We start from the raw sequence: 25073 nt of genomic DNA, 5'->3' as shown, positions 1-25073 counted from the left end.
AGGTGTCACTGGTCACGCGGTTCCTTTTCGACCTGCCAGCTCTGACCCTTGGCGACGAGCGCCTGGAGGTCGGCCTTCTTGCCGGCGGCGGCCTGTTCCTGCTGGGTGCGGACGGCGCTGTCGAAGGTCGGCGCAGGATCCTCGTAGATAACGCCGAGCGCCATCGGATAGGCGCCGAACGGCATGTCGATCAGCATGTGCGCCACCGCCTTGTTCGCCGGATCGTGGACGATCACGCCCGCGGCTTCCCAGTCGCCGTCCGCGACGTCGACGACCTTGAGGTTGAGCGCCTGGCGGTCGAGCGTCAGCCCCTTGGCGCCGCCCGCGAACAGGATCGGCTTGCCCGCCTCCAGCCAGAGCTGGTTGCCGGCATTCTCCTTGGCGGTGAAGGGCGCAAACACGTCGTCGTTGTAGACGATGCAATTCTGGAAGATCTCGACGAACGCCGCGCCGCGATGGCCGTGTGCGGCCTTCAGCACGTCGGGCAGATATTTGCTGACGTCGATCCCGCGCGCGACGAACCGCGCGCCCGATCCCAGCGCGAAGGCGCAGGGGCTGACCGGCCGGTCGACCGACCCGAACGGGGTGGACGGGCTGCGCGTGCCGACGCGCGAGGTCGGCGAATATTGGCCCTTGGTCAGCCCGTAGATTTCGTTGTTGAACAGCAGGATCTGGCAATCGAGGTTGCGGCGCAGGATGTGCATCGTGTGGTTGCCGCCGATCGACAGCGCATCGCCGTCGCCGGTGATGATCCACACGTCCAGCTCCGGATTGGCGAGCTTCACGCCCGTCGCCACCGCCGGCGCGCGGCCGTGGATGGTATGGAAGCCGTAGGTCTCCATATAATAAGGGAAGCGCGACGAGCAGCCGATGCCCGAGACGAACACCGTCTTCGAAGGATCGGCGCCGAGATCAGGCATCGTGCGCTGCACCGCCTTCAGCACCGCATAGTCGCCGCAACCCGGGCACCAGCGCACCTCTTGATCGGTGGCGAAATCCTTGGCGGTAAGTTTGGTCATTTCGTTCATCGAACTTGCTTTCCAGATTCCCAAACGCGGCGGGCCTCATTCAGAGACAGGTTATTGGCACCACCTGATAAATCGGCGTTCTGACCCTGAGTCGGATCATGTTCCCAGCCGCAAACGACGCAAATCTCATAACTGCCTTCGTCCGAAAATACGCTTTGCGCGCAAACGGGACAGGCATGATCCATCAGATCCAGCCCCAGAGATAAGCGATCAGCACGCACACCAGCGCGAGCATGACGATGAGCGGCAGCGGGCGCGGGTTCATCGTGCCAGCGCCTCCGCGATGGCCGCTTCGATCTCGGCGATCTTGAAGGGCTGACCGGAGACTTTGTTCACCGGCCGCGCGTCGATCAGATACTGATCGCGCAGCAGCGTCTTGAGCTGGCCCGTGTTCATCTCCGGCACGATCACGCGGTCATAGCTGCGCAGCAGATCGCCGAGGTTCTTGGGCAATGGCCAGATGTGGCGGATGTGGACGTGGCTGACGTCGGTGCCGCGCGCGCGCGCGCGGCGGACGGCCTGATGGATGGGCCCGAAGGTCGATCCCCAGCCGACCACCGCCAGCGCGCCGCCCTCGGTGCCGAGGCACACGTCCTGCGGCGCGATCGAATTGGCGATGCCAAGCACTTTGTCGGCGCGGATGTCGGTCATCGCCTGGTGGTTGGCGGGGGTATAGTCGATATGCCCAGACCCGACATTCTTCTCGATACCGCCGATGCGGTGCATCAGGCCGGGCGTGCCGGGCTTGATCCAGACGCGCTTCAGCTTTTCGTCGCGCGCATAGGGATTGACGCTTTCCCCGTCCGCCAGCGGCGCATCGTGGAACGCGGCGGGGAACGGCGCATAGGTTGCCATGTCCGGCACCTTCCACGGCTCGGCCGCATTGGCGATATAGCCGTCGGTCAGCAGCATCACCGGCGTCATATATTGGGTCGCGATGCGCACCGCTTCTATTGCGCAATCGAAGGCGTCGGCGGGCGAGCGCGCGGCGATCACCGGCAGCGGCGCATCGCCATTGCGGCCGTAGACCGCCTGATAGAGATCGGACTGCTCGGTCTTGGTGGGCAGCCCCGTCGACGGCCCGCCCCGCTGCGAATTGACGATCACCAGCGGCAGCTCGGTCATGATCGCGAGCCCGATCGCCTCGCCCTTCAGCGCGATGCCCGGCCCCGACGAGGAAGTGACGCCGAGCGATCCGGCGAAGCTCGCGCCGATCGCAGCCGCGACCGCCGCAATCTCGTCCTCCGCCTGGAAGGTGGTGACGCCATATTCCTTGAGCCGCGACAGATGATGCAGGATCGCCGACGCAGGCGTGATCGGATAGCCGCCGAAGAACATCGGCAGCTCGGCCAGCTGCGCACCCGCGACGAGGCCGACCGAGATCGCTTCGGCGCCGGTGACCGTGCGGTAGAGGCCGGGTTCGGCGGGTGCCGGATCGATATGGTGGCGGCCGATCTCGCCGCCGATCTCCGCCGTTTCGCCATAGGCATGGCCGGCGTTGAGCGCCGCGATATTGGCTTCGGCGAGCTCGGGCGCTTTGGCGAACTTGGTCTTGAGCCATTGCTCGATCGGCCCGCGATCGCGGTCGAACATCCAGAGCGCGAGCCCCAGCGTCCACATATTCTTGCAGCGCAGCGCCTCCTTGTTGCCGAGGCCGAAGGGCTTCACCGCATCGAGCGTGAGCTGCGAGATGTTGAACGCCATCACCCGCCAGTCGGCGAGGCTTTCGTCCTCGAGCGGGCTGACCTCGTAACCCGCCTTGGCGAGGTTACGCGCGCCGAACTCGCCGCTGTCCGCGATCACCAGCCCGCCACGCTTCAAATCGCCGACATTGGTCTTGAGCGCCGCCGGGTTCATCGCCACCAGCACGTCGGGCGCGTCGCCCGCGGTCTCGATCGCCGAGGAACCGAAATTGATCTGGAACGCGGAGACGCCGAAGGTCGTGCCCTGCGGCGCGCGGATCTCGGCCGGAAAATCGGGGAACGTCGCGAGATCGTTGCCGGCGAGTGCGGTCGAGAGCGTGAACTGCCCGCCGGTCAACTGCATCCCGTCGCCGGAATCGCCGGCGAAGCGGACGACGACGGATTCGAGCGGAGCGTCGGCCGCGGCTTCCTCAGGGGTCACGAAATGGGTGGCGGTCGCCATCTGGGCACTCTCTGCACTGTCGGGCTTTGCGCCGTCTCTACGCGCCGCGCCGCGCCAACCCAAGGGGCTATTTGCCGCAGCATCTGCCGCCTCACCCCTGCCCGAAGACGCTGGCAACGGTGAGGATGGAACGCACGTGCCGCCGCGCCGGCTCCATCAGATCGTCGCCATAGCCGCCGCCCAGCGTGGTCGCGAGCGCGATGCCCGAGCCGCGCGCCAGCCCCGCGACGAACCGGTCGCGCCCGTCGAGCCCCTCGCTGCTGAGCGCGAGGCGGCCGAGCCTGTCGTCGGCGTGCGGATCGACCCCGGCCTGATAGAGGATGATGTCGGGCGCGAGCTGCAGCACCATCGGCGCGAGCGTCGCCGCAAGCGCTTCCAGATAGGCGATGTCCCCCGTCCCGTCGGCGAGCGGCACGTCGAGGGTGGAACGCGCTTTGCGGGCGGGGAAGTTCTTCTCGGCGTGGATCGAATAGGTTGCGATGCCGGGCCGCCCGGCGAGCAGCGCCGCGGTGCCGTCGCCCTGGTGGACGTCGCAATCGACCACCAGCACGCTCTTCGCCCGGCCCTCCTCCACCAGACGGACGGCGGCGATCGCGAGATCGTTGAACACGCAATAGCCTGCGCCGGTATCGGCCAGCGCATGATGGCTGCCGCCCGCGCTGTTCGCCGCATGGCCGCGCTCCAGCGCGAGCAGCGACGCCGCATAGGTCCCGCCCGGCACGCGCTCGGACCGGCGCGCGACCGTCTCGCTGACCGCAAAGCCGATCCGCCGCTCCTTCTCGGTCGGCACCCGCGCTTCCACCACTTCGGCGACATAGGCAGGATCGTGTACTGCCTCCAGCCACGCGCGCGGCATCGGATCGGGCTCGATCCAGTCGATCGCGGCGCCGCTTTCCAGCAGGAGATCGCGCACCAGCCCGTTCTTGCCCCACCGATAGGCGCTGCCCGGCGGCGCGACGGCGACATAGTCGGCATGATGGACGATGGGGATCATCGCCCCTAGTTAGGCGCGATCCCGATGGCCGCCTAGCGATGGAGCCGATTCTGGCCGATCCTTTCGTCCGCCCCGATGTGCGGCGCTTCCTCGATTATCTCAACGCCCTGCCCGGCCCGCGCAATTATGAGGTCGGCGCAGTCGAGGCGCGCAACATGATGCGCACCGCGCGCGACGTGTCGGATGCGCCGGTCGGCGAGGTCGCCTTCGTCCGCGATGCGGTTGCCCCGGGCCCGGCCGGCGACATTCCGCTGCGCGTCTATGATGCCCGCGCGGACCGCGGGCCGGGGCCGGTGGTGCTGTTTCTCCACGGCGGCGGCTTCGTCTTCGGCGACATCTTCACCCACGAACCCTTCTGCGCCGAGATTGCGCGGCTGCTCGATCTGCCCGTCGTCTCGGTCGATTATCGCCTCGCGCCCGAAGCCCCCTGGCCCGCCGCGCCCGAGGATTGCATCGCCGCGGCACGCTTCGTCGCGGCGAACCCGGCAACGCTCGGCCGCGACGTCACGGGTCTGATTCCCGCCGGCGACAGCGCCGGCGGCAATCTCACGATCATCGTCAGCCTCGCATTGCGCGACGATCCCGCCAATGCGCCGGTGATCGCGCAATGGCCGATCTATCCCGCCGCCGATCCGACCAAGGGCTATCCCTCCTTCAGCGATTTCGGCGAAGGCTATCTGCTCAGCCGGGCGAGCATGAAATGGTTTGACGATTGCTACCGGCCCGACGGGAAGGATTGGCGCTACGCCCCCTTGCTCAAGAGCCAGAAGGGCATGCCGCCAACCCTTGTCGTTACCGCCGGTCTCGATCCGATCCGCGATCAGGGCCGCGCCTATGCCGCCGCCTGCATCGAGGCCGGCGTCTCCACCGTCTTTCGCGAGGCGGAGGGCAATATCCACGGTTTCATCAACCTGCGCCGCGCGATCCCGTCGTCGCAAGCGGATATCGAAGGCTGCACGACGGTGCTGAAACATATGATCGCCGAACACCTCCCCACCCACCGCCCGGGCTGAGCTTGTCGAAGCCCTGCCTTTGCTTATGCCCGGAAGAAGGACAGTCCTTCGACAAGCTCAGGACAAGCGGAAGAGCGAGATTATGACCCAAAACCTTCCCTATCGCCCGGCCGTCGGCGTGATGCTGCTGGATCGCGAAGGCCGCGTGTTCGTCGGGCAGCGGATGGATAGCACGCTCGAAGCCTGGCAGATGCCGCAGGGCGGCCTCGACGAGGGCGAGGATGCCGAGACGGGCGCGCTCCGCGAGCTGGAGGAGGAAACCGGCATCCCCGCCGCGCTGGTCGAGATCATTGCCCGCTCCGAGGGCGAGCTGCTCTACGATCTTCCCGAAGACCTGATCGGCAAGCTCTGGAAGGGCCGCTGGCGGGGACAGCGCCAGATCTGGTTCCTGATGCGCTTCACCGGCACCGACGCCGACGTGAAGCTCGACGCCCACGACCAGGAGTTCCGCGCCTGGAAGTGGGCTGAGCCCGCCGAACTCCCCGCGATGATCGTCCCGTTCAAGAAGCTGCTGTACGAGGAAGTGCTCACCACCTTCGCACGGTGGCTTTGAGGCATGGTTGCCAAAAATTGCCAATCGAGGTAATCTGACGACATGCCCACGATGAACATCTCGCTTCCCGATGTGCTCAAATCCTTCGTCGATCGGCAGGTCGAGGATCGCGGCTTCGGCACGAGCAGCGCGTATATGCAGGAACTCATCCGCCGGGAGCAGGAGCGGCAAGCGTTACGAGACGTGATGCTCGCGGGCGCATCGTCTCCGGCGACCGAAGCGATCGGTCCTGCCTATTTTCGCGAGTTGCGGGCCAAGGTCGGCAAAGGCGCTTGAGCGGAAAACCCGTCATTCCCCGCGCCATCGCGCGCGCCGACATTGACCAGACCATTGCCTTCTATACTGCCGACGCAGGCCCAGACGTGGCGCTTCGCTTCATCGATGCTTTGGAAAAGGGCCTCGATCGCATTTCGGCAGCGCCGGCGCAGGGCTCGCCCCACTATGGGCTGGCGCTGGATCTGCCGGGATTGCGAAGCCGCAAGCTGGCGCGCTTCCCCTATCTCTTATTCTATGTCGAGCGCGGCGATCACATCGATCTGTGGCGCGTGCTCCATGCAAGCCGCGACATTCCGGCTTGGCTTGCTGCCGAGTAAGCCTGTTCGGGCTACTGGCCTTGCCCCGCAATCCCGCATAGAGACGTGGCCATGCCGTCCTTGACCAGTTCCGAAGCCGCCGCCGTCGAGCGGGCGGGTGCCGAGCCGATGCTGGCTGAGGTCGAGGCATGGTCGGCGGTCAACAGCGGATCGCGCAATCTTGCGGGGCTCGAGACGGTCGCGGGCATGCTGGCCGACGCTTTCTCCGCGCTGCCCGGCGAGATCGCGCTGCGCGATCCGGCGCCGGTCGATGCGATGGCTGCGGACGGATCGCTCGTTCCGCTTCTCCATGGGCGCCACCTGCACCTGAAGGTGCGCGCCGACGCGCCGGTCCAGATTGTCCTCACCGGCCATATGGACACCGTCTACGGCGCCGATCACCCGTTCCAGGCGCTGCACTGGATCAAGCCCGGCGTGCTCGGCGGCCCCGGCGTCGCCGACATGAAGGGCGGGCTCGCGGTGATGCTCGCGGCGCTGAAGGGCGTCGAGGCCTCGCCCGTGGCGGCGCGCATCGGCTATGAGGTCGTCATCAACAGCGACGAGGAAGTGGGCTCGCCCGCCTCCGCCGCGTTGCTTGCCGAGGCCGCGCGCGGCAAGATCGCGGCGCTGACATACGAGCCCGCGGCACTACCCGACGGCACGCTCGCCGGCGCGCGGCCTGGCAGCGGCAATTTCTCGCTATTCGTGCAGGGGCGCAGCGCGCACGCGGGGCGCAACCCCGAGGACGGGCGCAACGCGGTGGTCGCCGCCGCCGATCTCGCGCTCCGGCTCGTCAAGGCGCGGGGGCCGCGACTCTCGGTCAATCCGGCCAAGATCGACGGCGGCGGGCCGAACAATGTCGTGCCCGACAGCGCGGTGCTGCGCGTCAACATGCGCCCCGCGACGATCGAGGACCAGGCGCGCGCGCAGGCGCATCTCGACGGCGCCGTCGCGATGGTCTCCGCCGAGCATGACGTGACGATCCACGTTCATGGCGGCTTCGCGCGTCCGCCCAAGCCGCTCGATCCGAAGGCGGAGGCGCTGTTCCGCCTCGTCCGCCGCTGCGGCGCCGATCTCGGCCAGAGCATCGACTGGCGCCCGAGCGGCGGGGTGTGCGACGGCAACAATATCGCCGCCTGCGGCGTCCCCGTCGTCGACACGATGGGGGTGCGCGGCGGCGCGATCCACAGCATGGACGAGTATATGATCGTCGACAGCCTTGCTGAGCGCGCGGGGCTATCGGCGCTCACCATCATGAGACTGGCGACGGGGGAGGAATTGTGAGCTTCAGGGTGCGGCCCGCGCGGATGGACGATCTGCAGGCGATCTACGAGATGGCGAAATTGACCGGCGGCGGGTTCACCAACCTGCCGCCCGAGCGCAAGGCGTTGCAGGCCAAGCTCGAACGCTCGCAGGCCGCGCTGTCCTCGTCCAGCGATGCACAGAGCGACGATCTGTTCGTGATGGTGCTGGAGAATGTCGACACCGGCCAGATCCGCGGCACCTGCCAGATTTTCGGCCAGGTCGGCGTGGAATGGCCCTTTTATTCCTATCGGATAAGCACGCTGACCCAGACGTCCAAAGCACTCGGCAAGACCTTCCGCGCCGAAATGCTGACCCTGGTTACCGATTTCGATGGCTGCTCGGAAGTCGGCGGGCTCTTCCTCCATCCCGGCGAACGCGCCGGCGGGCTCGGCCTCCTCATCGCGCGCAGCCGTTATCTCTTCATCAAGACGCACCGCCACCGCTTCGGCTCGCGCATCCTGGCCGAGCTGCGCGGCGTGATCGACGAAGCCGGCGGTTCGCCCTTCTGGGATGCCGTCGCCGGCCGCTTCTTCGGGATGAGCTTCCAGGAGGCCGATGAGTTCAACGGCGCGCACGGCAACCAGTTCATCGCCGATCTGATGCCCAAGACGCCGATCTACACCGCGATGCTGCCCGAGAGCGCACGCACCGTGATGGGCGTCCCCCACCCTTCCGGCCGCGCCGCGATGAAGATGCTGGAGCGCGAAGGCTTTAAGTTCGACGGCTATATCGACATCTTCGACGGCGGCCCCACCATGTCCGCCGAGGTCGACAATGTCCGCACCATCCGCGAATCCAACGAATATGTCGTCGCAGAGATCGCCGACGACATCGACGAGGAACGGATGCTGCTCGCCGCCGGCGGCCTCGGTGATTTCGCCGCCTGCTACGGCGAGGTCGGACTCCACGTGGACGGCAGCGCGATGTTGAGCGCCGCCGCGGCCGAACTGCTCGGCATCGGCGTCGGCGACAGGTTCGTCGCGATGGGGCGCTGAGCGTGACGCTTACCGAAATCAATTTCGACGGCATCATCGGGCCGAGCCACAATTATGCCGGGCTCAGCCTCGGCAATATCGCATCCGCCAGCCATGCCGGCCAGACATCGCGACCGCGCGAGGCGGCGCTGCAGGGCATCGCCAAGATGCGCCACAACCTCCGTATCGGCCTGCCGCAGGGCGCCTTCGCGCCGTTGCCGCGCCCCGACCGGCCGTGGCTCGCCGAGCTGGGCGTGGGCAGCAAGGACGCGGTGCCCGAATCGCTCCGCTACGCCGCCTTCTCCGCCTCGGCGATGTGGGCCGCGAATGCCGCCACCGTCTCGCCGGCGCCGGACACGGCCGACGGCCGCTGCCACCTCACCGTCGCCAATCTGAAGACGATGGCGCACCGCAGCCACGAATGGCCTGACACGCTGCGCCAGCTCCGCCTCGCTTTCTCGGACGAGCGGCACTTCCGCATCCACGATCCCGTCCCCCCGGCTTACGGCGACGAGGGCGCCGCCAACCACATGCGGCTCTGCCGCGCGCATGACGCGGCGGGCGTCGAGGTCTTCGTCTATGGCGTCTCGGGCGGGCCCTTTCCCGCCCGCCAGCATGTCGAGGCGAGCCGGGCGATCGCGCGGCTGCACGGGCTGGACGAGCGCCGGACGATCTTCGCCGCGCAGGCCGAGGAAGCGATCGCCGCTGGCGCCTTCCACAACGACGTCGTCGCGGTCGCCAACGAGAATGTGCTCTTCGCGCACGAACAGGCCTTTGCCGACAAGCAGGCGCTCTACGCCGATCTCCGCCGGATGCTGCCCGAGGTCGAGATCGTCGAAGTGCCTGCCGCGCGCGTCAGCCTCGCCGATGCGGTCGCCTCCTATCTCTTCAACGCGCAGCTCGTGACCTTGCCCGAAGGCGGCATGGGACTGGTGCTGCCCGAGGAGGCGCGCGGAACCCAGGCGGTGTGGACCTGGCTGCAGGAGATGGCGGCGGGAAACGGGCCGATCCGCAAGCTGTTCGTAGTCGATGTCCGCCAGTCGATGGCCAATGGTGGCGGCCCGGCGTGCCTCCGCCTCCGCGTCGTCGCCGATCCCGCGACGGTCGATCCGCGCGTCCTGATGGACGAGGCGAAGCTCGATCGCATCGCATCGGCCATCGAAGACCATTGGCCCGAGACGATCGCCCCCGGCGATCTCGCCGATCCCGCCCTCGTCGCCCGCATCGAATCCGCCCGCACCGCCCTGCTCGACGCGATGGACCTGCGCGAGCTGCTATAGCGGATAGCCCATCCGCCGGGCCCACGGCTCCAGCAGCGGCAGGACCGGCGCGAGCTGGTCGCGATAGCGCTCCCACCGCCCGGCCGCGCGGCGGTAGATCGGTTCAGTAACCTGCGCGTAGCTTGCCGAGCGGATATAGCCGCGCCCCTCGGCCGTGCGCTGATGATCGAGCACCGCATCGTCCCAGCCGAGCCCGAGGAAATCGAACAGCGGCCGCACTTCGGCCTCCATGTCCGCTACCAGCGCCTCATAGCGCACCGGCCGCTGGTCTAGCGCGAACACCGCCTTCGCCTGCTCCCAATAGCCGAGAACCGCATCGTAGAGCGCCGCCGCATCGCCGAGATCGAGGAAGTTCGCCATCGCATAGTTGAGGCGGAAATTGGTCATATAGCAGCTCAGCACGACGTCGCAGGGGTGCCGCTCGGCGAACAGCCAGCGCGCCTCCGGGAACAAGCGGTGCAACAGCGGCGCCTGGCGGATGTTGAGCGGCATCTTGTCGATCAGCAGCATGCCCGCCGCCTCCGGCGCGATCCGGTCTACTTCCGCGAAATAGAGCGATCGCAGATGCGCGATCTCGCCGGCCGGCAGAGTAGCCAGCTTCTCGTCGCCACCCAGCGCCGCGGTCACCGGATGGAGCACCGGCTGCTCCTCGAGCACATGCAAATGCGGATGCCCCATCAGCACGGTGTCGAGCAACGTCGTTCCGGAGCGCGGGAAGCCGACGAGAAACACCGGCGCGGGACGGACGCTCGGCGGCGCGGGCGGCGTCCAGCCGGCATACCAGTCGCTCGTGGTCAACGCCGCAACCGCAGCCACTTCGTCGCGGTAGATGCGTGCGCCCGCGCGCGGATCGGAAGGCTCGGCCGCCAGCCGGTCGTTCATTGCGCCGAAGGAGGCGAAGGCGCGCGCGCTGTCACCCATCCGGTCGGCGATCTCGCCGATCACCTGCGCCTTGCGCACCGGATCCTCCTCGTCCGGCGCGGCTTCGGCCAGCGCGAGCGCCTCCTCGAGCTTCCCCTCGCGACGCAACAATTGCGCTCTCAGCAACATCAACGGCGCGTCCGGAATGCCATTCGCCGCCGCATTGTCGAGCAAGGCTGCGAGATCGGAGAGGCGGTTCTCGCTCTCCAGGAAATTGCCATAGCGGGCGACGGCATCCGCATCGCCGGGCTCAAGCGCGAGCGCAGCGCGGAACGCCTCTCCCGCCCGCACTCGATCGCCGAGCAGCGCGGCGGTGACACCCGTCTGCACATGCAATTCGGCGCGGCGCGGATCTATGGCGAGCGCCCGGTCGAGCGCGTTCATCGCCTCGCGGCTGCGATCGAGGCGGTTGAGCACGCGGCTGAGTTCGAGCAGCGGCCCCGCATCGCCCGGCATCGCAGTCGCGGCGGCGTGCAGCGTCTCGCGCGCCGGCTCCAGATCGCCCGCCGCGGCCAGCGCGATGCCGAGGTTGAAGGTGATCGGCGGCATATCGGGCCGCAGCCCTCGCGCCTTCTGCAACGCAGCAACTGCACCGGCGGCATCACCGGCATCGCGGAGGGCATTGCCGAGATTGTTCCAGCCTTCGGCATCCTGCGGCACCAACGTCACGAGGCGGCGGTAAACCTCCGCCGCTTCCTGTGCGCGTCCCAGCCCGTGCAGCGCATAGCCGTGCATGCGCAGCAGGTCCGCCGAACCAGGCGCCGCGCTCGCAGCGCAGACGCCCTCCGCGCCCGCCAGATCGCCGACCATCAGGAGGGCCGAAGCCAGCTTCATTCGGAGATCTTCCCGGCCGGGCGCCGCCTCGAGCGCGGCGCGAAGATGCACCGCGCCCTCGCCCGCGCGACCGGTCCTGCAGAGAACGTCGCCCAGCATCTCGCGCGCTGCCGGATCGCCCGGCTGCGCCGCGACCGCGGCCTCCGCAGCCGCACGCGCACCCGCAAGGTCTCCCCGCCGCACCGCATCAGCGGCGCGCGCCATATGCTGCCCATTCGTCATCGCGCGGCGTCATGCCCGCAAAGCGGCGATCGGTGCAACGATGGAAGAGGATGCTGGCGCGCCCGGAAGGATTCGAACCTCCGGCCCCCAGATTCGTAGTCTGGTGCTCTATCCAGCTGAGCTACGGGCGCGCTGCGGGGCGGGACATAGGGGGAAGATTGGGGGGTGGCAACCCCGCAACGGCGGTTTCGAAGCATTCCGCAGCGTTCACCGGCGACGGCGCGTCGAGATCGATTTGCCGCGCCGCCGAAAGGCTCTAGGAGAGTGGCGATGCCGCTTCGCCCGATCCTCCTCGCCGCGCCGATCCTCCTTGCCGGCTGCACCTCGCAGGAGGGCTTCCCTTCGCTCGGGCCGCGGCCGATCGAATATCGGCTGGGCGACCTGCCTGCGCCTACGGGCGACTGCGCAGAATCGCCTGGCGCCTGCGTGTCGCCGCCGGCGAGTGAGCCGGCGCCCGCCCCGATCGCCGACGATCCCGCGCTCGCCGCGCGGATCAGCGCGCTGCTGGACGCCGCGCGCAAGGGCGGCGCCGATTTCGACGTGGAAGTGGGCGCCGCGCAGGCTGCCGCGGACCGCGCCGGTGCGCCGGAGAGCGAATCGTGGATCGTCGCGCAGCAGGCGCTGTCGCGGCTCGAGGCCGCGCGTGCGCCGACCGTGGATGCGATCGCGTCGCTCGACGCGCTGGCGCTGGAGCGCAGCCGCGTCGCGACTAGCGAGGGCGATGCCGAGCGGCTGCGCAGTGCCGAGGCCGAGGCGCAGAAGATCGCCGACGCGCAGCAGCAGGCATTGAACCGCATCCGCAGCCGCATCAACGGCGGCTGACCGCCTCCGCATGCTGCTTCGCCAGCGCGACATAATGCGCGACACCGGCGCGCATCCCGGCGATATCGTCCTCAGCAAGGTCGCGGATCGGCTTGGCGGGGCGCCCTGCCCATAATTGGCCGGCCGCCACGCGCTTGCCCGGCGTCAGCATCGCGCCCGCCGCCAGCATCGCGTCGCCCTCCACCACGCAGCCGTCCATGACGATCGATCCCAGCCCGACGAAGGCGCGATCGTGCAGGATGCAGCCGTGCACCATCGCCATGTGGCCGATCAGCACGTCCTCGCCGATGATCGTGGGAAAGCCCGCCTCATGCCCGGGCTTGGGCGGATCGCAGTGGATGACGGTGCCGTCCTGGATGTTGCTGCGCGCGCCGATGTGGACTTTGTTCACGTCCGCGCGGATCACGCAATTGTACCAAACGCTCGCCTCGGCGCCGATCTCGACGTCGCCGATCAGCCTGACGCCGGGCGCCACGAAGGCGGTGGGGTGGATGCGCGGGCTCCTGCCGCCGAAGGGGATCAGCTCCGCCATTGATCCCTCGTGATGTCCCAGGCGATCACCGGATTGTGCGCCGCTACCCAAGGCTGGGTGCTGTGGAAATCGAGCGCCTCGGCGCGGCGCATGCCGAGCCGCTCCATCAGCCCCCATGATCCCTCATTCTCGATCACCGTGAAGGCACACACCCGATCGGCGCCATAACGGTCGAAGGCGAGATCGAGCGAGGCGACCGCGCCGTCGCGGGCGTAGCCCTGCCCCCAGACATCCTCGCGCAGCCGCCAGCCGATCTCGAACGCGCCCGGATTGGTCGCATCGGGATCGTTGACGCGCTTGATGCCGCAGAAGCCGAGCAGCGCATCGTCCGCCTTGCGCTCGACCGCCCAGAAGCAATGGCCATGTTCGACGTGGCAGGCCATGATCCGCGCGATCACCGCTGCGGTCTGCTCACGGTCGATCGGCCCGCCGAGCCATTGCATCACCGCAGCGGAGGCGCACATTTCGGCGAACGTATCGACGTCATCGTCGCGCCATGTGCGCAGCCGCATCCGATCGTCCTCGAAGACTGTCTCTACCACGGTCTCACATCCTTCAGCAGCGGCAGGATCGATGCGAAATCGTCGCTCCAGCCGGTGAAGCCGGGGCGCCGTTCCAGTTCCCGCCAGTCGAACCGGTCATTGGGGTCATTACCATCGACGAGCGTTTCGGTAATCGCCGGATCGCGCGACAGCGCCACCCAGATCGAGGTGGTGAGATGATCGGTCTGTTCCGCAGGCGTCGGCGAGTTGTGGATCAGCCACGCGTCCCAGCCCTCCGCGTCCGCGGCCTGCGCCAGCACCGGCTCGAGATTGAGGTAGCGGTTGGAAATATGGATGAGCAGCAGCCCGTTGGGCGCCAGCGCGCGGCCGTAGCTGCGGATCGCCTCGCGGGTCAGCAAGTGCATCGGCACCGCATCGGACGAAAAGGCGTCGACCGCGAGCAGATCATAAGAGGCGGGCGGCGCACGCTCCAGCATCAGCCGCGCATCGCCCAGCTCGATACGCGCCTCGGGCGCGCAGCGGCGCAGGAAGGTGAAGCGCGCCGGGTCGGTCGCGATGCGCACCATCGCCGGGTCGATCTCGAAGAAGGTCCAGCGCTCGGCGGGCTGCGCGTAGCAGGCGAGCGTGCCGGTGCCGAGGCCGACGACGCCGATCCGCGCGCCGGGGCCGTACAGCGCGGGAGCCGCGAGCATCGCACGGCCGACGCCTGAATTGGGGCCGTAATAGCTCGTCGGGCTGCGCTCCTTGCCAGGCGCGAGATTTTGCACGCCGTGGAGCGTCGTGCCGTGCATCAGCGTGCGGATCGCCTCGTCGTGGCGCTCGATCACCTGGTAGATGCCGAAATAGCTGCGCGTGCGCGTGTCCTCGGCAGAGAGGCGCAGCGTCAGCCACCCGCCATAGCTCAGCATCAGCGCGCCGAGGCAGATGGCAAACACCGGCTTGCGACCGATCGAAACGACGCCGAGGATCGCGATGAGGATGCTGCCGCCGATCGCGACCCATTCGGGCAGCGGATAGATGATTGCGCCGTCGGCCAGCGCGGAGAGCGGAAGGACGATCACGGGGATCGCGATGGTCAGCGCGCGCCGCCAGAACGGATCGGACCAGAGCCTGCGGAGCGGTGGGATCAGCGGCCATTGCGGAAGCAGGAAGGCCGCGGCGACGATCAGCAGCGGATGCTCATACGCCCAATCGAACACCACCGGCGCAAGGATCGCGCAGAAGGCGCCGCCGATGACACCGCCCAGCGACATGGCGAGATAGAAAGCGGTGAGATGATCGGCTGCGGGGCGGCGGCGGTACATCTCGGCATGGAGCGTCACCGCGACGACGAAGAGCAAGCTCAGCCCAAGCGTCGCCGAGAAGACCGGGCTACGCGATCCCGAGGCGAAGGCGAGCCCGCCGGCGATCAGCATGAGCAGCGGTGCAAGCTGGGTGATGAAATCGGCGACGCCGCGGCGCGTGGCGAAGGCGACGACGAAGCTCAGCAGATAGAGGCCGAGCGGCAGCGCCCATAGCAGCGGCATCGCGACGATGTCGGTGGTGAGATGCGTGGTCGTCGAGAGCATCAGCCCCGACGGCACCGCGGCGAGCGCGACCCAGTAAGCGACCTCCTTCGGCCGCGGCCTGGGCGTTTCCGCTTCCGGCTTTGTCTCGACGAGATGCGACGGCGTGGTCAGCGCGCAGCCGACGACGAGCAGCACGAGGACGCCGTATCCCGCCGTCCACAACAGGCTCTGCTGGTCGAGCGTCAGGAAGGGCTCGACGAGCAAGGGATAGGAGAACAGCCCCGCGAAGCTCCCGAGGTTGGACGCGGCGTAGAGCGCGTAGGGCTCGCCGCGGCTGCTCTCCAGCGCATACCAGCGCTGCATCAGCGGCGCCTGCGCGGAGACGATGAAGAAGAGCGGGCCGATCGAGCTCAGCAGGAACCAGGGCACCCACAGAATTGGGTTGCCGTCGGCGGGCGGCAGCGCGCTGCTGATCCCGATCGGCAGCCACAGAGCGGCGAGCCCGAACAGCGCGAGGTGGAGCCCCGCCTGCCGCCGCGGTTTCAGCCGCGAAAGCCAGTGCGCATAAGCATAGCCCGCGAGCAGCAGCGCCTGATAGACCAGCATCGCGCTGTTCCAGACCGCGGGCGCGCCGCCGAGCCGGGGCAGCGCCATCCGCGCGATCATCGGCTGCATCAGGAACAGCAGGAACGACCCCGCAACGATGGTCGCGACGAACAAAGGCTTGGCGAGCCGCTCGCGGCGGTCGCTGCGGGGCAAGGCCTGTTCGATGTCGCTCATTCCAGTCCCAGTTCGCCGGCGGTGCGCGCCAGCACGTCTATCGTTTCGTCGATCGCATCGAGATGCGTACGGAACGAGAGGATCGCGCAGCGCAGCCACGGCGCGCCGCCGATCCGCGTGCCGCTGAGGAATATCCTTCCGTCCTGCTGGATGCGGCGGAGAAGATCGTCGTTGAAGCGATCGACATCTCCCGACGCCGGACGGGCGCGGAAGGCGACGACCGAGAGATCGGGCGCGCTCGCCACCTCCCAGCCTGGCATCTCGGACAGCCGCGCATGGAAATAGCGCGCGAGCTTGATCTTCTCCGACTGCGCCGCGCGGAAAGCGGCAACGCCGGCGATCTGCAGCGGCAGCCAGAGGCGGAGCGCGCGAAAATGGCGGGTCAGTTCGGGTGAGAGATCGCCGGGCGACGGGCCGACGCCGCTCTCGCCTAGTGGCTGGATATAATCGGCGCTGGCGCTGAACGCGTCGAACAGCATCTGCCCGTCGCGCGCGACGACCGCGCCGGTGCCGTAGGGCAGGAACAGGGTCTTGTGCGGATCGAGCGCGACGGTGTCGGCCCGCTCGATCCCGCCGAGCGCCGCGCGCCCTTCGTCGCACAGCATGAACAGCCCGCCATAGGCACCGTCGACATGGAACCAGGCGCCGTGGCGCTGGGCGAGATCGGCGATGTCGGCGAGCGGATCGACCGCGCCGGTATCGACCGTTCCGGCAGAGGCGATGACCAGCCAGGGGCGGATGCCGTCGGCGCGGTCGCGCTCCAGCGCCTCGGCGAGCGCATCGGCGCGCATCTGGTGGCGCGCATCGGTCGGGATCAGCCGCCGCGGTGCCTTGCCGCGGCCCGCGATCTTCAGCGCCTTGTCGATGCAGTGATGCGCCGTCGCGGACATATAGACCGCGCCGCCGCCGTCTTCGTCGCGCGCCTCGCGGGCGGTGACGATGGCGGTGAGATTGGCCATGCTGCCGCCCGAGGTGAGCGTGCCCGCCGCGCCCTCGGGAAAGCCGATGACCTTGGCGAGCCAGGCGGCGGTTGCATTCTCCAGCCGGACGGCGCCGGGCGCGGCGGAGGCGAAGCCCGCATATTTGTTGGCGGACGCCGCAAGAAAGTCCCCGACCGCGGAATGGAACAGCCCGCCGCCGGGGATATAGCCCATGAAGCGCGGTGATGCGGTGGTGATGCCGGGACGGTCGATCGCGCGGCCGATGTAGGCGAGCAGCTCCGCCGGATCGCGCCCGTCTTCCGCGAAATCGAGCGGATCGGCGAGCGCATCGTCCCAGCCGCGGTTGGCGGGACCGTCGGCGAGATCACCGAGGAAATCCTGCGCATGGGCGACGGCGAGGTCCATCAGCCGGGCGCGGGCATCGGCGTCGGGCTCGAGCGGCGCCGCCGCCTGCCGAAGTGCCACCAGTTCGGACCGCAGCGCTTCGATCATCCGTTCCCGAGCAGCCGCGCGGCGACCGGCGCGTGATAGGTGAGGACGCCCGCGCAGCCGGCGCGCTTGAACGCGGTCAGCGTCTCGAGCACCAGCGCGTCGCGATCCCCTGCCCCGGCCGTGGCCGCCGCCTCGATCATCGCATATTCGCCAGACACCGCGTAGGCGAAGACGGGCACTTCGAACCGCCGCTTCACCCGGGCGACGATGTCGAGATAGGGCAGCCCCGGTTTCACCATCACATGATCGGCGCCCTCGGCGAGATCGAGCGCGACTTCGCGGAGCGCCTCCTCGGCATTGGCCGGGTCCATCTGGTAGCTCTTCTTGTCGCCCTTCAAGAGGCCGCCCGAGCCGACCGCATCGCGGAACGGGCCGTAGAAGGCGGAGGCATATTTGGCGGCATAGGCCATGATCTGGACGTTGACGCGGCCCTCGCGCTCCAACGCGGTGCGGATCGCGCCGACGCGGCCGTCCATCATGTCCGACGGCGCGACGATGTCCGCCCCCGCCGCCGCCTGGACCAGCGCCTGATCGACGAGGATATTCGACGTCGCGTCGTTGAGCACATAGCCCGCGCCGTCGACGATGCCGTCATGGCCGTGCGCGGTATAGGGATCGAGCGCGACGTCGGTGAGGATGCCGACCTCGGGCGCGGCGTCCTTGGCGGCGCGGATCGCGCGGCACATGAGGTTGTCCGGATTGAGCGCCTCGCGGCCGTCCTCGGTCCTGAGATCCCTGGGCGTATTGGGGAAGAGCGCGACGCAGGGAATGCCGAGATCGCGCGCCTCGCGCACCCGGGCGGCGATGCCGTCCACCGACCAGCGCGACACGCCGGGGAGGCTGGCGATCGGCTCCTCGACGCCCTTCCCCTCGGTCACGAACAGCGGCCAGATGAGATCGGCGGGCGACACGCGCGTCTCCGAAACCAGCGCGCGGCTCCATGCGGCGGCGCGGGTGCGGCGCAGGCGGAGCGCGGGAAAAGCGGCGTGCGTCATGCGCCCCCGGCTTAGCGGCCCGCACATCTTTCGCAAGGCTTGGCACAAGCGCCGATCTCGGATGTTGTGCCGCCATGGAAACGAACCGCCCGCTGCCCAAGACGGCCGCGCTGATCGTCAACGCGCAGTCCCGCAAGGGGCAGGCGCTGTTCCGCGACGCGCGCGCCAAGCTGGAGGCGCGCGGCATCGAGCTGGTCGCCGCCCATGCGATCACCGACCCCAAGACATTGATCCCGACGATGCGCGAGACGGTGAAGAGCGGCGTGCCGATGATCATCGTCGGCGGCGGCGACGGATCGCTGTCCTGCACCGTCGACGAGGCGGTGAAGGAGCCGGTGGTGTTCGCTTTGCTGCCGCTCGGCACCGCCAACAGCTTCGCGCGGACGCTCGGCATCCCGCTCGACCTCGACGGGGCGATCGAGGTGATCGCGACGGGGCGGCGGCGGCGGATCGACCTCGGCATGATCGACGGCGACTATTTCGCCAATTGCGCTGCGCTCGGCCTGTCGCCCATGATCGGCGACAGCGTGCCGCACAAGCTGAAGCGCTACTTGGGCCGCGTCGGTTACCTGATTTGGGCGATCTGGTGCCTGATCCGCTTCCGCAGCTTTAAGGTGATCGTCACCGACGGCGAGACCGAGCACCGCGTCCGCGCGACCGAACTGCGCATCGCCAACGGCCGCTTCCACGGCGGCGTCGAGCTGATCGAGGAGGCCGGCGTCGACAGCGGCGAGATCGTCATCCAGGCGGTGACCGGCCATGCCAAGATGCGGCTCGTGTGGAACTGGTTCGCGAGCTATTTCCGCCTGCCCTCGCGCAGCGACAAGGTGGTGAGCTTCTCCGGGCGGCAGCTCGAGGTGCGGACGATCCCGCCGCTCAAGGTCTCGATCGACGGCGAGGTGCTGGCGCGCACGCCGGTGACCGCGCGGGTGGCCGAGCGCGCGATCGAAGTGGCGGTGCCGCGGGCGGGTGCGCTGCCGGCTTAGTTGAATTGGTCTTCAACTTGCCGAGTCGTGCGGGTGTTCGGCCGCTAGATTCCGACTTTTGCCGGAAAACAGGGCGAAAAACGCCTGTTATCCGCCGCGCCGAACCCCGCATTTCTGCGGGTTTGCGCGGGTTTGATTCCTTTGGTTCGCAGGGTCGTGCATTTCTCCCCTGCCTTTCAAAGAGCCCGGACCTGACGATCCGGACGCGAATCTAGCAGCGCGGCGACGTGTAGGACATCACCCTAGCCGCTTGAGCGCCGCCTCCAGACGCTCGGCCTCCGCGGCGCGCTCGGCATGATCCTCGCGCGCCTTGGCGACCGCCTCGGGCTTGGCGCGCTCGACGAAGCTGGCATTGCCGAGCCGGCCGGCGAGCGCATCGCGCTCCTTGGCGGCGGCCTCCAGCGCCTTGCCGAGCCGCGCTTTCTCCGCCGCGACGTCGATCACGCCTTCGAGCGGCAGCACGAAGGTCGCTTCGTCGACGACGATCTGCGCGGCGCCGCCATCGGGCGCTGGGGTATCGCTGATGGCCTCGATCCGCGCGAGACGGCGCAGCGCGGCGCCGTTGCGCTGGAGGCGCCCGGCGGTCCGCTCGCCCGCATCGCGGACGTGGAGCGGCAGCTTGGCGCCGGGCGGCACGTTAAGCTCCGACCGCGCCGCGCGGATCGCGGTGACGAGGCGGATCAGCCAATCGACCTCCGGCCCGGCCTCGGGATCGAGCGCGCGGGCGTCGGGCATCGGCCATTTGGCGAGGATGAGATCGTATGGGCGGGCTCCCATCGCGTGCCACAGCTCTTCGGTGATGAAGGGCATGAACGGGTGGAGCATGACGAGGATCTGATCGAGCGCCCACGCGGCGACCGCGCGGGTCTCGGCGGCGTCGCTCCCCTCGCTCCCCTCCCGCCCGCGGGAGGGGTTGGGGGAGGGACTGTCCGCGGTTTGCGCGCCGTCGACTGACAGGCCCTCCCCTTGATCCCCTCCCGCTTGCGGGAGGGGAGACAGGACAGGCTTGATCAGCTCGAGATACCAGTCGCAGAAGGTCGACCAGGTGAAGTGGTAGATGGTGTTGGCGCTCTCGTCGAAGCGGAAGTCCGCCATCGCAAGGTCGAGCGCCTGGACGGTCTTCACCGTCTCGCCGACGATCCAGCGGTTGACGGGGAGGCTCGCCGCGGGCGGCTCGATCGTAGCGGAGGCGCCGATGCCGTTGGATTGGCAGAAGCGCGCGGCATTCCACAGCTTGGTCGCGAAATTGCGATAGCCTTCGACGCGCTTTTCATCGAGCTTGATGTCGCGGCCCTGGCTTTCCATCGCCGCGAGCGTGAAGCGCAGGGCATCGGCGCCATAGCGATCGATGAGGCCGAGCGGATCGACCGTATTGCCCTTCGACTTGGACATCTTCGCGCCCTTGGCGTCGCGGACAAGGCCGTGGAGATACAAGGTCTTCCACGGCCTTTCGCCCATAAACTCGAAGCCCTGCATCGCCATGCGGGCATCCCAGAAGAAGATGATGTCGAAGCCCGAGATGAGCACGTCATTGGGATAATGGCGGCGCAGCATCTGCGTATCCTCGGGCCAGCCGAGCGTCGCGAACGGCCAGAGCGCAGAGGAGAACCAGGTGTCGAGGACGTCGGGATCGCGCGTCAGCTTCGCATTGCCGGCGAGGCGCTGCGCTTCCTCCTCGGTCTCGGCGACGTGGACGTTGCCGTTCTCGTCATACCAGGCCGGAATCTGGTGACCCCACCAGAGCTGGCGCGAGACGCACCAGGGCTGGATGTTTTCCAGCCAGTTGAACCAGGTCTTCTCCCACGTCTTGGGAACGACGCGGATGTCGCCCGAGCGGACGGCGTCGATCGGGCGCCTGGCCAGCGTCTCGGCATCAACATACCATTGATCGGTGAGCCACGGCTCGATCACCACGCCCGAGCGATCGCCGTACGGCGTCTGGATGACGCGATCCTCGACGCGTTCCAGTAGCCCGTCCGCTTCCAGCCGCTCGACCACCTTGGCGCGCGCGTCGAAGCGGTCTAGGCCAACGAGATCGGCGGGGATCAGACCGTCGGCGGTCTGCACCACCTTCGCCTCGGCATCGAGCATGTTGAGCATGTCCGCCGCCTTGATGCCGGCGCGGCGGCCGACCTCGAAATCGTTGAAGTCATGGCCCGGCGTGATCTTCACCGCGCCCGAGCCGAGCTCCGGATCGGCATGTTCGTCGGCGATGATGGGGATGGCACGGCCGGTGATCGGATGGTCGATGGTCTTGCCGACCCAGCCCTTGTAGCGATCGTCGTCCGGATGGACCGCGACTGCCATGTCGGCGAGCATCGTCTCGGGCCGCGTCGTCGCGACGTGGATGAAGCCCGAGCCGTCCGACAGCGGATATTTGAGGTGCCAGAACTTGCCCTGCACCTCGCGCGTCTCGACCTCCAGATCGGAGATGGCGGTCTGGAAACGCGGATCCCAATTGACCAAGCGCTTGTCGCGATAGAGCAATTTGCGATCGTAGAGATCGACGAAGACCTTGCGGACGGCGCGGCTGAAGCCCTCGTCCATCGTGAAGCGCTCGTTCGCCCAGTCGCAGCTCGCGCCCAGGCGCCGGAGCTGGCGGGTGATCTGGCCGCCGCTCTCCGCCTTCCACTGCCAGACCTTGTCGACGAACGCATCGCGGCCGAGATCGCGGCGGTCGACGCCCTCGGCAGCGAGGTTGCGCTCGACCACCATCTGCGTCGCGATGCCGGCATGGTCCATGCCGACCACCCAGAGCGCATCCTTGCCCTGCAGCCGCGCGTGGCGGATCAATATGTCCTGCAGCGTATTATCGAGCGCGTGGCCGATGTGGAGGCTGCCGGTGACGTTGGGCGGCGGGATGACGATGGTGAAGGGATCGGCCTCCGGGCGCGCGGGCCGGAAGCTCCCCTCGCCTTCCCAATGCGCATACCAGCGCGCCTCGATCGCGGCGGGGTCGAATGTCTTGGCAAGCTCGGTCATGGCCGCGCCTATGCTGTTTCGGCGGCGCGATGACAAGCGAGCGGATCGCCGCGGGCGAGCGGCCTACTTTCCCGTGATGCGGGCGATTTCGCGGGCGACGAGATTCTCGACGATCTCGGGGAGATGCTGGTCGAGCCAGTCCTTGAGCATGGGCTTCAGCATCTCGCGCACCACCGCTTCGAGCGGCGCGGCGGCACCTGCGGGGACGGCGGCCTCGGGTGCGGCGGCGGCGGGCTGCTGGCGAATCGCGGCGAGCGCGGCGAGCGCGCCGCGGCTGGCGGTCGCGGCGTCGCCCGACATGATCCCCTCCGCCTCGACCACAGGATCGCTGAGTTCCAGCACATCGTCTTCCTCGACGTCCGCCGTGGGCGGCGCCGTGTCTACGATGCGTGGCGTGCCGCGCGGCGGACGTGGCGACGTGCGCCCGTCCTCTGCGATCACGCGCTTGATCGACGCGAGGATGTCTTCCATCGAAGGATCTTGGTTAATGCCGCCCATGGGCGGGTTTATTGCCTATTGCTGCGGCGGTGTCACGGGGGTCTGTGCAGGGTCCGTGGCGGGGGCCGGCGGACCGACCACGGTGCGCGTCGCGACCGCCTCCGGGGCCGGATCGTCCGACCAGTCGCCGGCGCGGCGGCTCACCCGATCATAATTGGCGACCGGATCGTAGATATAGCCGCCGTCGAGGTTGAGATCGTCCATCTCCGCCTGGCCGGTGGCGTTCAGGAGGTTGAAGCCCGCGACATAGGCGTCGCGGCGCGCGGTGACGAGCAGCACCTGGCTGTTCAAAAGCTCCTGCTCGGCATTCAGCACGTCGAGCACGTTGCGGGTGCCGACGCCCTGCTCGGCGCGGGTGCCTTCGAGCGCGAGCGTGTTGGCGGCGACCGCGACCTCGTTCGATTTGATCGCGTCGAGCGAGGCTGTGTAGCTGGCGAAGGCGGCGCGGGCGTTGGCGATGACAAGCCGCTCGACCGCGACGCCCTGTTCCAGAAGCGCGCTCTGGCGGGCCTGGGTCTGGCGGACGCGGGCGCCGACGATGCCGCCCTGATAGAGCGGGATCGACGCCTGCACGCCGATGCCGGTGCTGGTCTGCGTGTTCGCGATGGTGCCGGTGGGCGATCCAAACTGCTCGTCCGCGCTACCGAGATAATTGGTGTAGCGGCCGTTGCCGATCGCCGAGACGGTGGGCAGGCGATCGGCGCGGGCGACCGAGACGTCGAGCCCCGCGGCGCGGATCTGCGCGGCGATCGAGACGAGATCGGCATTGTTGGCGAGCGCGGTCTCGACCGCCTGCTCGGGCGTGCCGGGGAGCGGCGGCAACGGCGGCGGCGGCGCAAGCTCGCCCGGAGGCGCGCCGATGACGCGCTGATAATTCTCCTCGCTCGCGGTGAGCTGGCCCTCGGCGGTGGCGAGCGTGCTGCGCGCCAGCGACAGCCGCGCCTCGGACTGGGCGACGTCGGTACGGGTGACGTCGCCGACCTCGAACCGGTCCTGCGTGGCGCGGAGGTTGGTTTCGAGGACGCGGACCTGATTGCTGTTGAGCGTGACGATCGAGCGATCGCGAATCACGTCCATGTAGGCGGCGACCGCCTCGGTGAAGACATCACCCTCGGTGGCGCGGAGATCGGCGCGGCTGGCATCGACCCGCGCATCGGCGGCGCGGATGCCGTTGCGGACGCGGCCGCCCTGGAAGATCGGCAGGCTGAGATCGATGCCGGCGCTCAGGTTACGTCCGTTGCCGCCGCCGGTGCGCGTCAAATCCTGATTGACGCCGGCGGTGCCCGAAATCTGCGGCCGTCCGCCGGCGCGGGCGATGGCGACGCCTTCGTCGGCGACGCGGACCTGCGCGCGCTGGCCGGTCAGCGTCGGGTTGCTGCGATAGGTCTGCACCAGCGCCTCACGCAGCGTATCCGCCTGCGCACTGCCGCCCGCCGTCAGCGCCACCAGCGCCGCGGCCGCCATCAAACGTCCCCGCATCAGCCTCATTCCACCCCTTCGAATTGAAAGCCCGCGGGCAGCGAAAAGCCCGGAAGCAGCGCCGCCTCGACATCGGCGAACGGCAGCAATGCGAAGCCCGAGCCGCCGCGCCGCCCGATCGCGAGCCGGGTGACGCCGCGATCGACGATCGCCGCGGCCATGCGGCCATCACGCGCGAGCTGCTCGACCAGCGCCTGCGGCACGCTTTCCACCGCGCCGTCGATCAGGATTACGTCATAAGGCGCGCCGGCGGCGTAACCGTCGCGGAGCGGCGCCTCGACCAGTTCGACGCCGGTGCCTTCCAGCGCATCGCGCGCCTGAGCAGCCAGGCCCGCATCCTCCTCGACCGCGACGACATGGCCGGTGAGCGCATGCATCACCGCGGCGGCATAGCCGGTGGCGGCGCCGATCACGAGCGCACGCTCGCCGGCGCGCGGGCGCACCTCGGCGAGCAGGCGGCCGAGCGCCATCGGCGGGCCCATCGCGCGGCCGTCGCCCAGCGGCGTCGGGATCTCGGCATAAGCGGTGGCGACGCGGTCGGCGGGCACGAAGCGCTCGCGCGCGACGCTGCCGATGGCGGCGAGCACCTGGGGATCGTTGACCCCGGTGGTCCGAAGCTGGCTCGCGATCATCGCGCGGCGCATCTCGTCGAAATTCTGCTGGTTCATCCCGGAAGACCTATTCGCACAACTGTCTTACACATGCAATACACTA

23 protein-coding genes and 1 tRNA gene are annotated in these 25073 nt (G+C 68.4%); 9 read left to right on the top strand and 15 right to left on the bottom strand.

The window, feature by feature from the left end; all coding sequences use genetic code 11:
• Nucleotides 1-5: 5 nt before the first annotated feature.
• The 4 genes from B9N75_RS09820 to B9N75_RS09805 all read right to left on the bottom strand — a co-directional run bounded on the left by B9N75_RS09820 (nt 6) and on the right by B9N75_RS09805 (nt 4167).
• On the bottom strand, nt 6-1028 hold the full coding sequence (locus B9N75_RS09820) for a 2-oxoacid:ferredoxin oxidoreductase subunit beta (protein ID WP_085218635.1): 1023 nt from the start codon (nt 1026-1028) through the stop codon (nt 6-8).
• Complete coding sequence (locus B9N75_RS14465) at nt 1025-1213, bottom strand: CPCC family cysteine-rich protein (RefSeq protein ID WP_085218634.1); 189 nt, start codon at nt 1211-1213, stop codon at nt 1025-1027. Before B9N75_RS14465 ends, B9N75_RS09820 begins: the two co-directional genes overlap by 4 nt.
• 76 nt (nt 1214-1289) lie before the next feature.
• The gene (locus B9N75_RS09810) at nt 1290-3173 is read right to left on the bottom strand and encodes a 2-oxoacid:acceptor oxidoreductase subunit alpha (protein ID WP_085218633.1); all 1884 of its coding nucleotides are present in this window, start codon (nt 3171-3173) and stop codon (nt 1290-1292) included.
• A 91-nt stretch (nt 3174-3264) separates the two neighbouring features.
• Nucleotides 3265-4167, bottom strand: a complete 903-nt coding sequence (locus B9N75_RS09805; RefSeq protein WP_085218632.1) for a histone deacetylase family protein — start codon at nt 4165-4167, stop codon at nt 3265-3267.
• Nucleotides 4168-4205: 38 nt separating this feature from the next.
• On the opposite strand from B9N75_RS09805, the gene B9N75_RS09800 reads away from it, so the two are divergent.
• The 7 genes from B9N75_RS09800 to B9N75_RS09770 all read left to right on the top strand — a co-directional run bounded on the left by B9N75_RS09800 (nt 4206) and on the right by B9N75_RS09770 (nt 9864).
• Nucleotides 4206-5180 carry an alpha/beta hydrolase gene (locus tag B9N75_RS09800; RefSeq protein WP_085218631.1) on the top strand — a complete coding sequence of 325 codons (975 nt, stop codon included), beginning with the start codon at nt 4206-4208 and terminating at the stop codon, nt 5178-5180.
• An 82-nt stretch (nt 5181-5262) separates the two neighbouring features.
• Entirely contained in the window at nt 5263-5733 is a 471-nt protein-coding gene (locus tag B9N75_RS09795; RefSeq protein WP_085218630.1) for an RNA pyrophosphohydrolase, read from the top strand.
• Nucleotides 5734-5784: 51 nt separating this feature from the next.
• On the top strand, nt 5785-6009 hold the full coding sequence (locus B9N75_RS09790; RefSeq protein WP_244552318.1) for a ribbon-helix-helix domain-containing protein: 225 nt from the start codon (nt 5785-5787) through the stop codon (nt 6007-6009).
• Nucleotides 6006-6326 (top strand): type II toxin-antitoxin system RelE/ParE family toxin, encoded by a 321-nt coding sequence (locus tag B9N75_RS09785; protein WP_085218628.1) that lies wholly within the window; start codon nt 6006-6008, stop codon nt 6324-6326. The genes B9N75_RS09790 and B9N75_RS09785 overlap by 4 nt, the downstream gene beginning before the upstream one ends.
• 51 nt (nt 6327-6377) lie before the next feature.
• The gene (locus B9N75_RS09780; RefSeq protein WP_085218627.1) at nt 6378-7589 is read left to right on the top strand and encodes a hydrolase; all 1212 of its coding nucleotides are present in this window, start codon (nt 6378-6380) and stop codon (nt 7587-7589) included.
• Nucleotides 7586-8605, top strand: coding sequence for an arginine N-succinyltransferase (locus tag B9N75_RS09775; protein WP_085218626.1), 1020 nt, complete (start codon nt 7586-7588; stop codon nt 8603-8605). The genes B9N75_RS09780 and B9N75_RS09775 overlap by 4 nt, the downstream gene beginning before the upstream one ends.
• Nucleotides 8606-8607: 2 nt before the next feature.
• The gene (locus tag B9N75_RS09770) at nt 8608-9864 is read left to right on the top strand and encodes an N-succinylarginine dihydrolase (protein ID WP_085218625.1); all 1257 of its coding nucleotides are present in this window, start codon (nt 8608-8610) and stop codon (nt 9862-9864) included.
• On the opposite strand, the gene B9N75_RS09765 is transcribed toward B9N75_RS09770, so the two are convergent.
• Together B9N75_RS09765 and B9N75_RS09760 are read right to left on the bottom strand one after the other, a co-directional pair.
• Complete coding sequence (locus tag B9N75_RS09765; protein WP_172840864.1) at nt 9859-11823, bottom strand: tetratricopeptide repeat-containing sulfotransferase family protein; 1965 nt, start codon at nt 11821-11823, stop codon at nt 9859-9861. The genes B9N75_RS09770 and B9N75_RS09765 overlap by 6 nt on opposite strands.
• Before the next feature lie 72 nt (nt 11824-11895).
• Nucleotides 11896-11972: transfer RNA gene (locus tag B9N75_RS09760), tRNA-Arg, on the bottom strand.
• 133 nt (nt 11973-12105) lie between these two features.
• Between B9N75_RS09760 and B9N75_RS09755 the strand changes: the two genes are divergently transcribed.
• Complete coding sequence (locus B9N75_RS09755; protein ID WP_210189341.1) at nt 12106-12663, top strand: hypothetical protein; 558 nt, start codon at nt 12106-12108, stop codon at nt 12661-12663.
• Here the strand turns inward: B9N75_RS09755 and B9N75_RS09750 are convergent.
• The 5 genes from B9N75_RS09750 to hemB are packed head-to-tail and all read right to left on the bottom strand — an operon-like array spanning nt 12650 to nt 18414.
• Entirely contained in the window at nt 12650-13195 is a 546-nt protein-coding gene (locus tag B9N75_RS09750; RefSeq protein ID WP_085218622.1) for a gamma carbonic anhydrase family protein, read from the bottom strand. The genes B9N75_RS09755 and B9N75_RS09750 overlap by 14 nt on opposite strands.
• Nucleotides 13183-13737 carry a GNAT family N-acetyltransferase gene (locus B9N75_RS09745; protein WP_157123790.1) on the bottom strand — a complete coding sequence of 185 codons (555 nt, stop codon included), beginning with the start codon at nt 13735-13737 and terminating at the stop codon, nt 13183-13185. Before B9N75_RS09745 ends, B9N75_RS09750 begins: the two co-directional genes overlap by 13 nt.
• On the bottom strand, nt 13731-15986 hold the full coding sequence (locus B9N75_RS09740; RefSeq protein ID WP_085218621.1) for a fused MFS/spermidine synthase: 2256 nt from the start codon (nt 15984-15986) through the stop codon (nt 13731-13733). Before B9N75_RS09740 ends, B9N75_RS09745 begins: the two co-directional genes overlap by 7 nt.
• A complete protein-coding gene (locus B9N75_RS09735) occupies nt 15983-17419 on the bottom strand; it encodes a pyridoxal phosphate-dependent decarboxylase family protein (RefSeq protein ID WP_085218620.1) in 1437 nt (478 codons plus the stop codon). Before B9N75_RS09735 ends, B9N75_RS09740 begins: the two co-directional genes overlap by 4 nt.
• The gene (hemB, locus tag B9N75_RS09730; protein WP_085218619.1) at nt 17416-18414 is read right to left on the bottom strand and encodes a porphobilinogen synthase; all 999 of its coding nucleotides are present in this window, start codon (nt 18412-18414) and stop codon (nt 17416-17418) included. The genes B9N75_RS09735 and hemB overlap by 4 nt, the downstream gene beginning before the upstream one ends.
• 74 nt (nt 18415-18488) lie before the next feature.
• On the opposite strand from hemB, the gene B9N75_RS09725 reads away from it, so the two are divergent.
• Nucleotides 18489-19400 (top strand): diacylglycerol/lipid kinase family protein, encoded by a 912-nt coding sequence (locus B9N75_RS09725; RefSeq protein ID WP_085218618.1) that lies wholly within the window; start codon nt 18489-18491, stop codon nt 19398-19400.
• A 237-nt stretch (nt 19401-19637) separates the two neighbouring features.
• Here the strand turns inward: B9N75_RS09725 and B9N75_RS09720 are convergent, their stop codons facing one another.
• From B9N75_RS09720 to B9N75_RS09705, 4 genes are all read right to left on the bottom strand, one after another.
• Nucleotides 19638-22382 (bottom strand): valine--tRNA ligase, encoded by a 2745-nt coding sequence (locus B9N75_RS09720; protein ID WP_085218617.1) that lies wholly within the window; start codon nt 22380-22382, stop codon nt 19638-19640.
• Between the two features lie 63 nt (nt 22383-22445).
• Complete coding sequence (locus B9N75_RS09715; RefSeq protein WP_244552317.1) at nt 22446-22853, bottom strand: PopZ family protein; 408 nt, start codon at nt 22851-22853, stop codon at nt 22446-22448.
• A 42-nt stretch (nt 22854-22895) separates the two neighbouring features.
• On the bottom strand, nt 22896-24359 hold the full coding sequence (locus B9N75_RS09710; protein WP_085219536.1) for a TolC family outer membrane protein: 1464 nt from the start codon (nt 24357-24359) through the stop codon (nt 22896-22898).
• A gap of 5 nt (nt 24360-24364) precedes the next feature.
• Nucleotides 24365-25027, bottom strand: coding sequence for a protein-L-isoaspartate O-methyltransferase family protein (locus B9N75_RS09705; protein ID WP_085218615.1), 663 nt, complete (start codon nt 25025-25027; stop codon nt 24365-24367).
• Between the last annotated feature and the right edge of the window lie 46 nt (nt 25028-25073).

The organism is Allosphingosinicella indica (genome assembly GCF_900177405.1).
Lineage (GTDB): Bacteria > Pseudomonadota > Alphaproteobacteria > Sphingomonadales > Sphingomonadaceae > Allosphingosinicella > Allosphingosinicella indica.
This window is presented reverse-complemented; position numbering and strand designations above follow the sequence as displayed.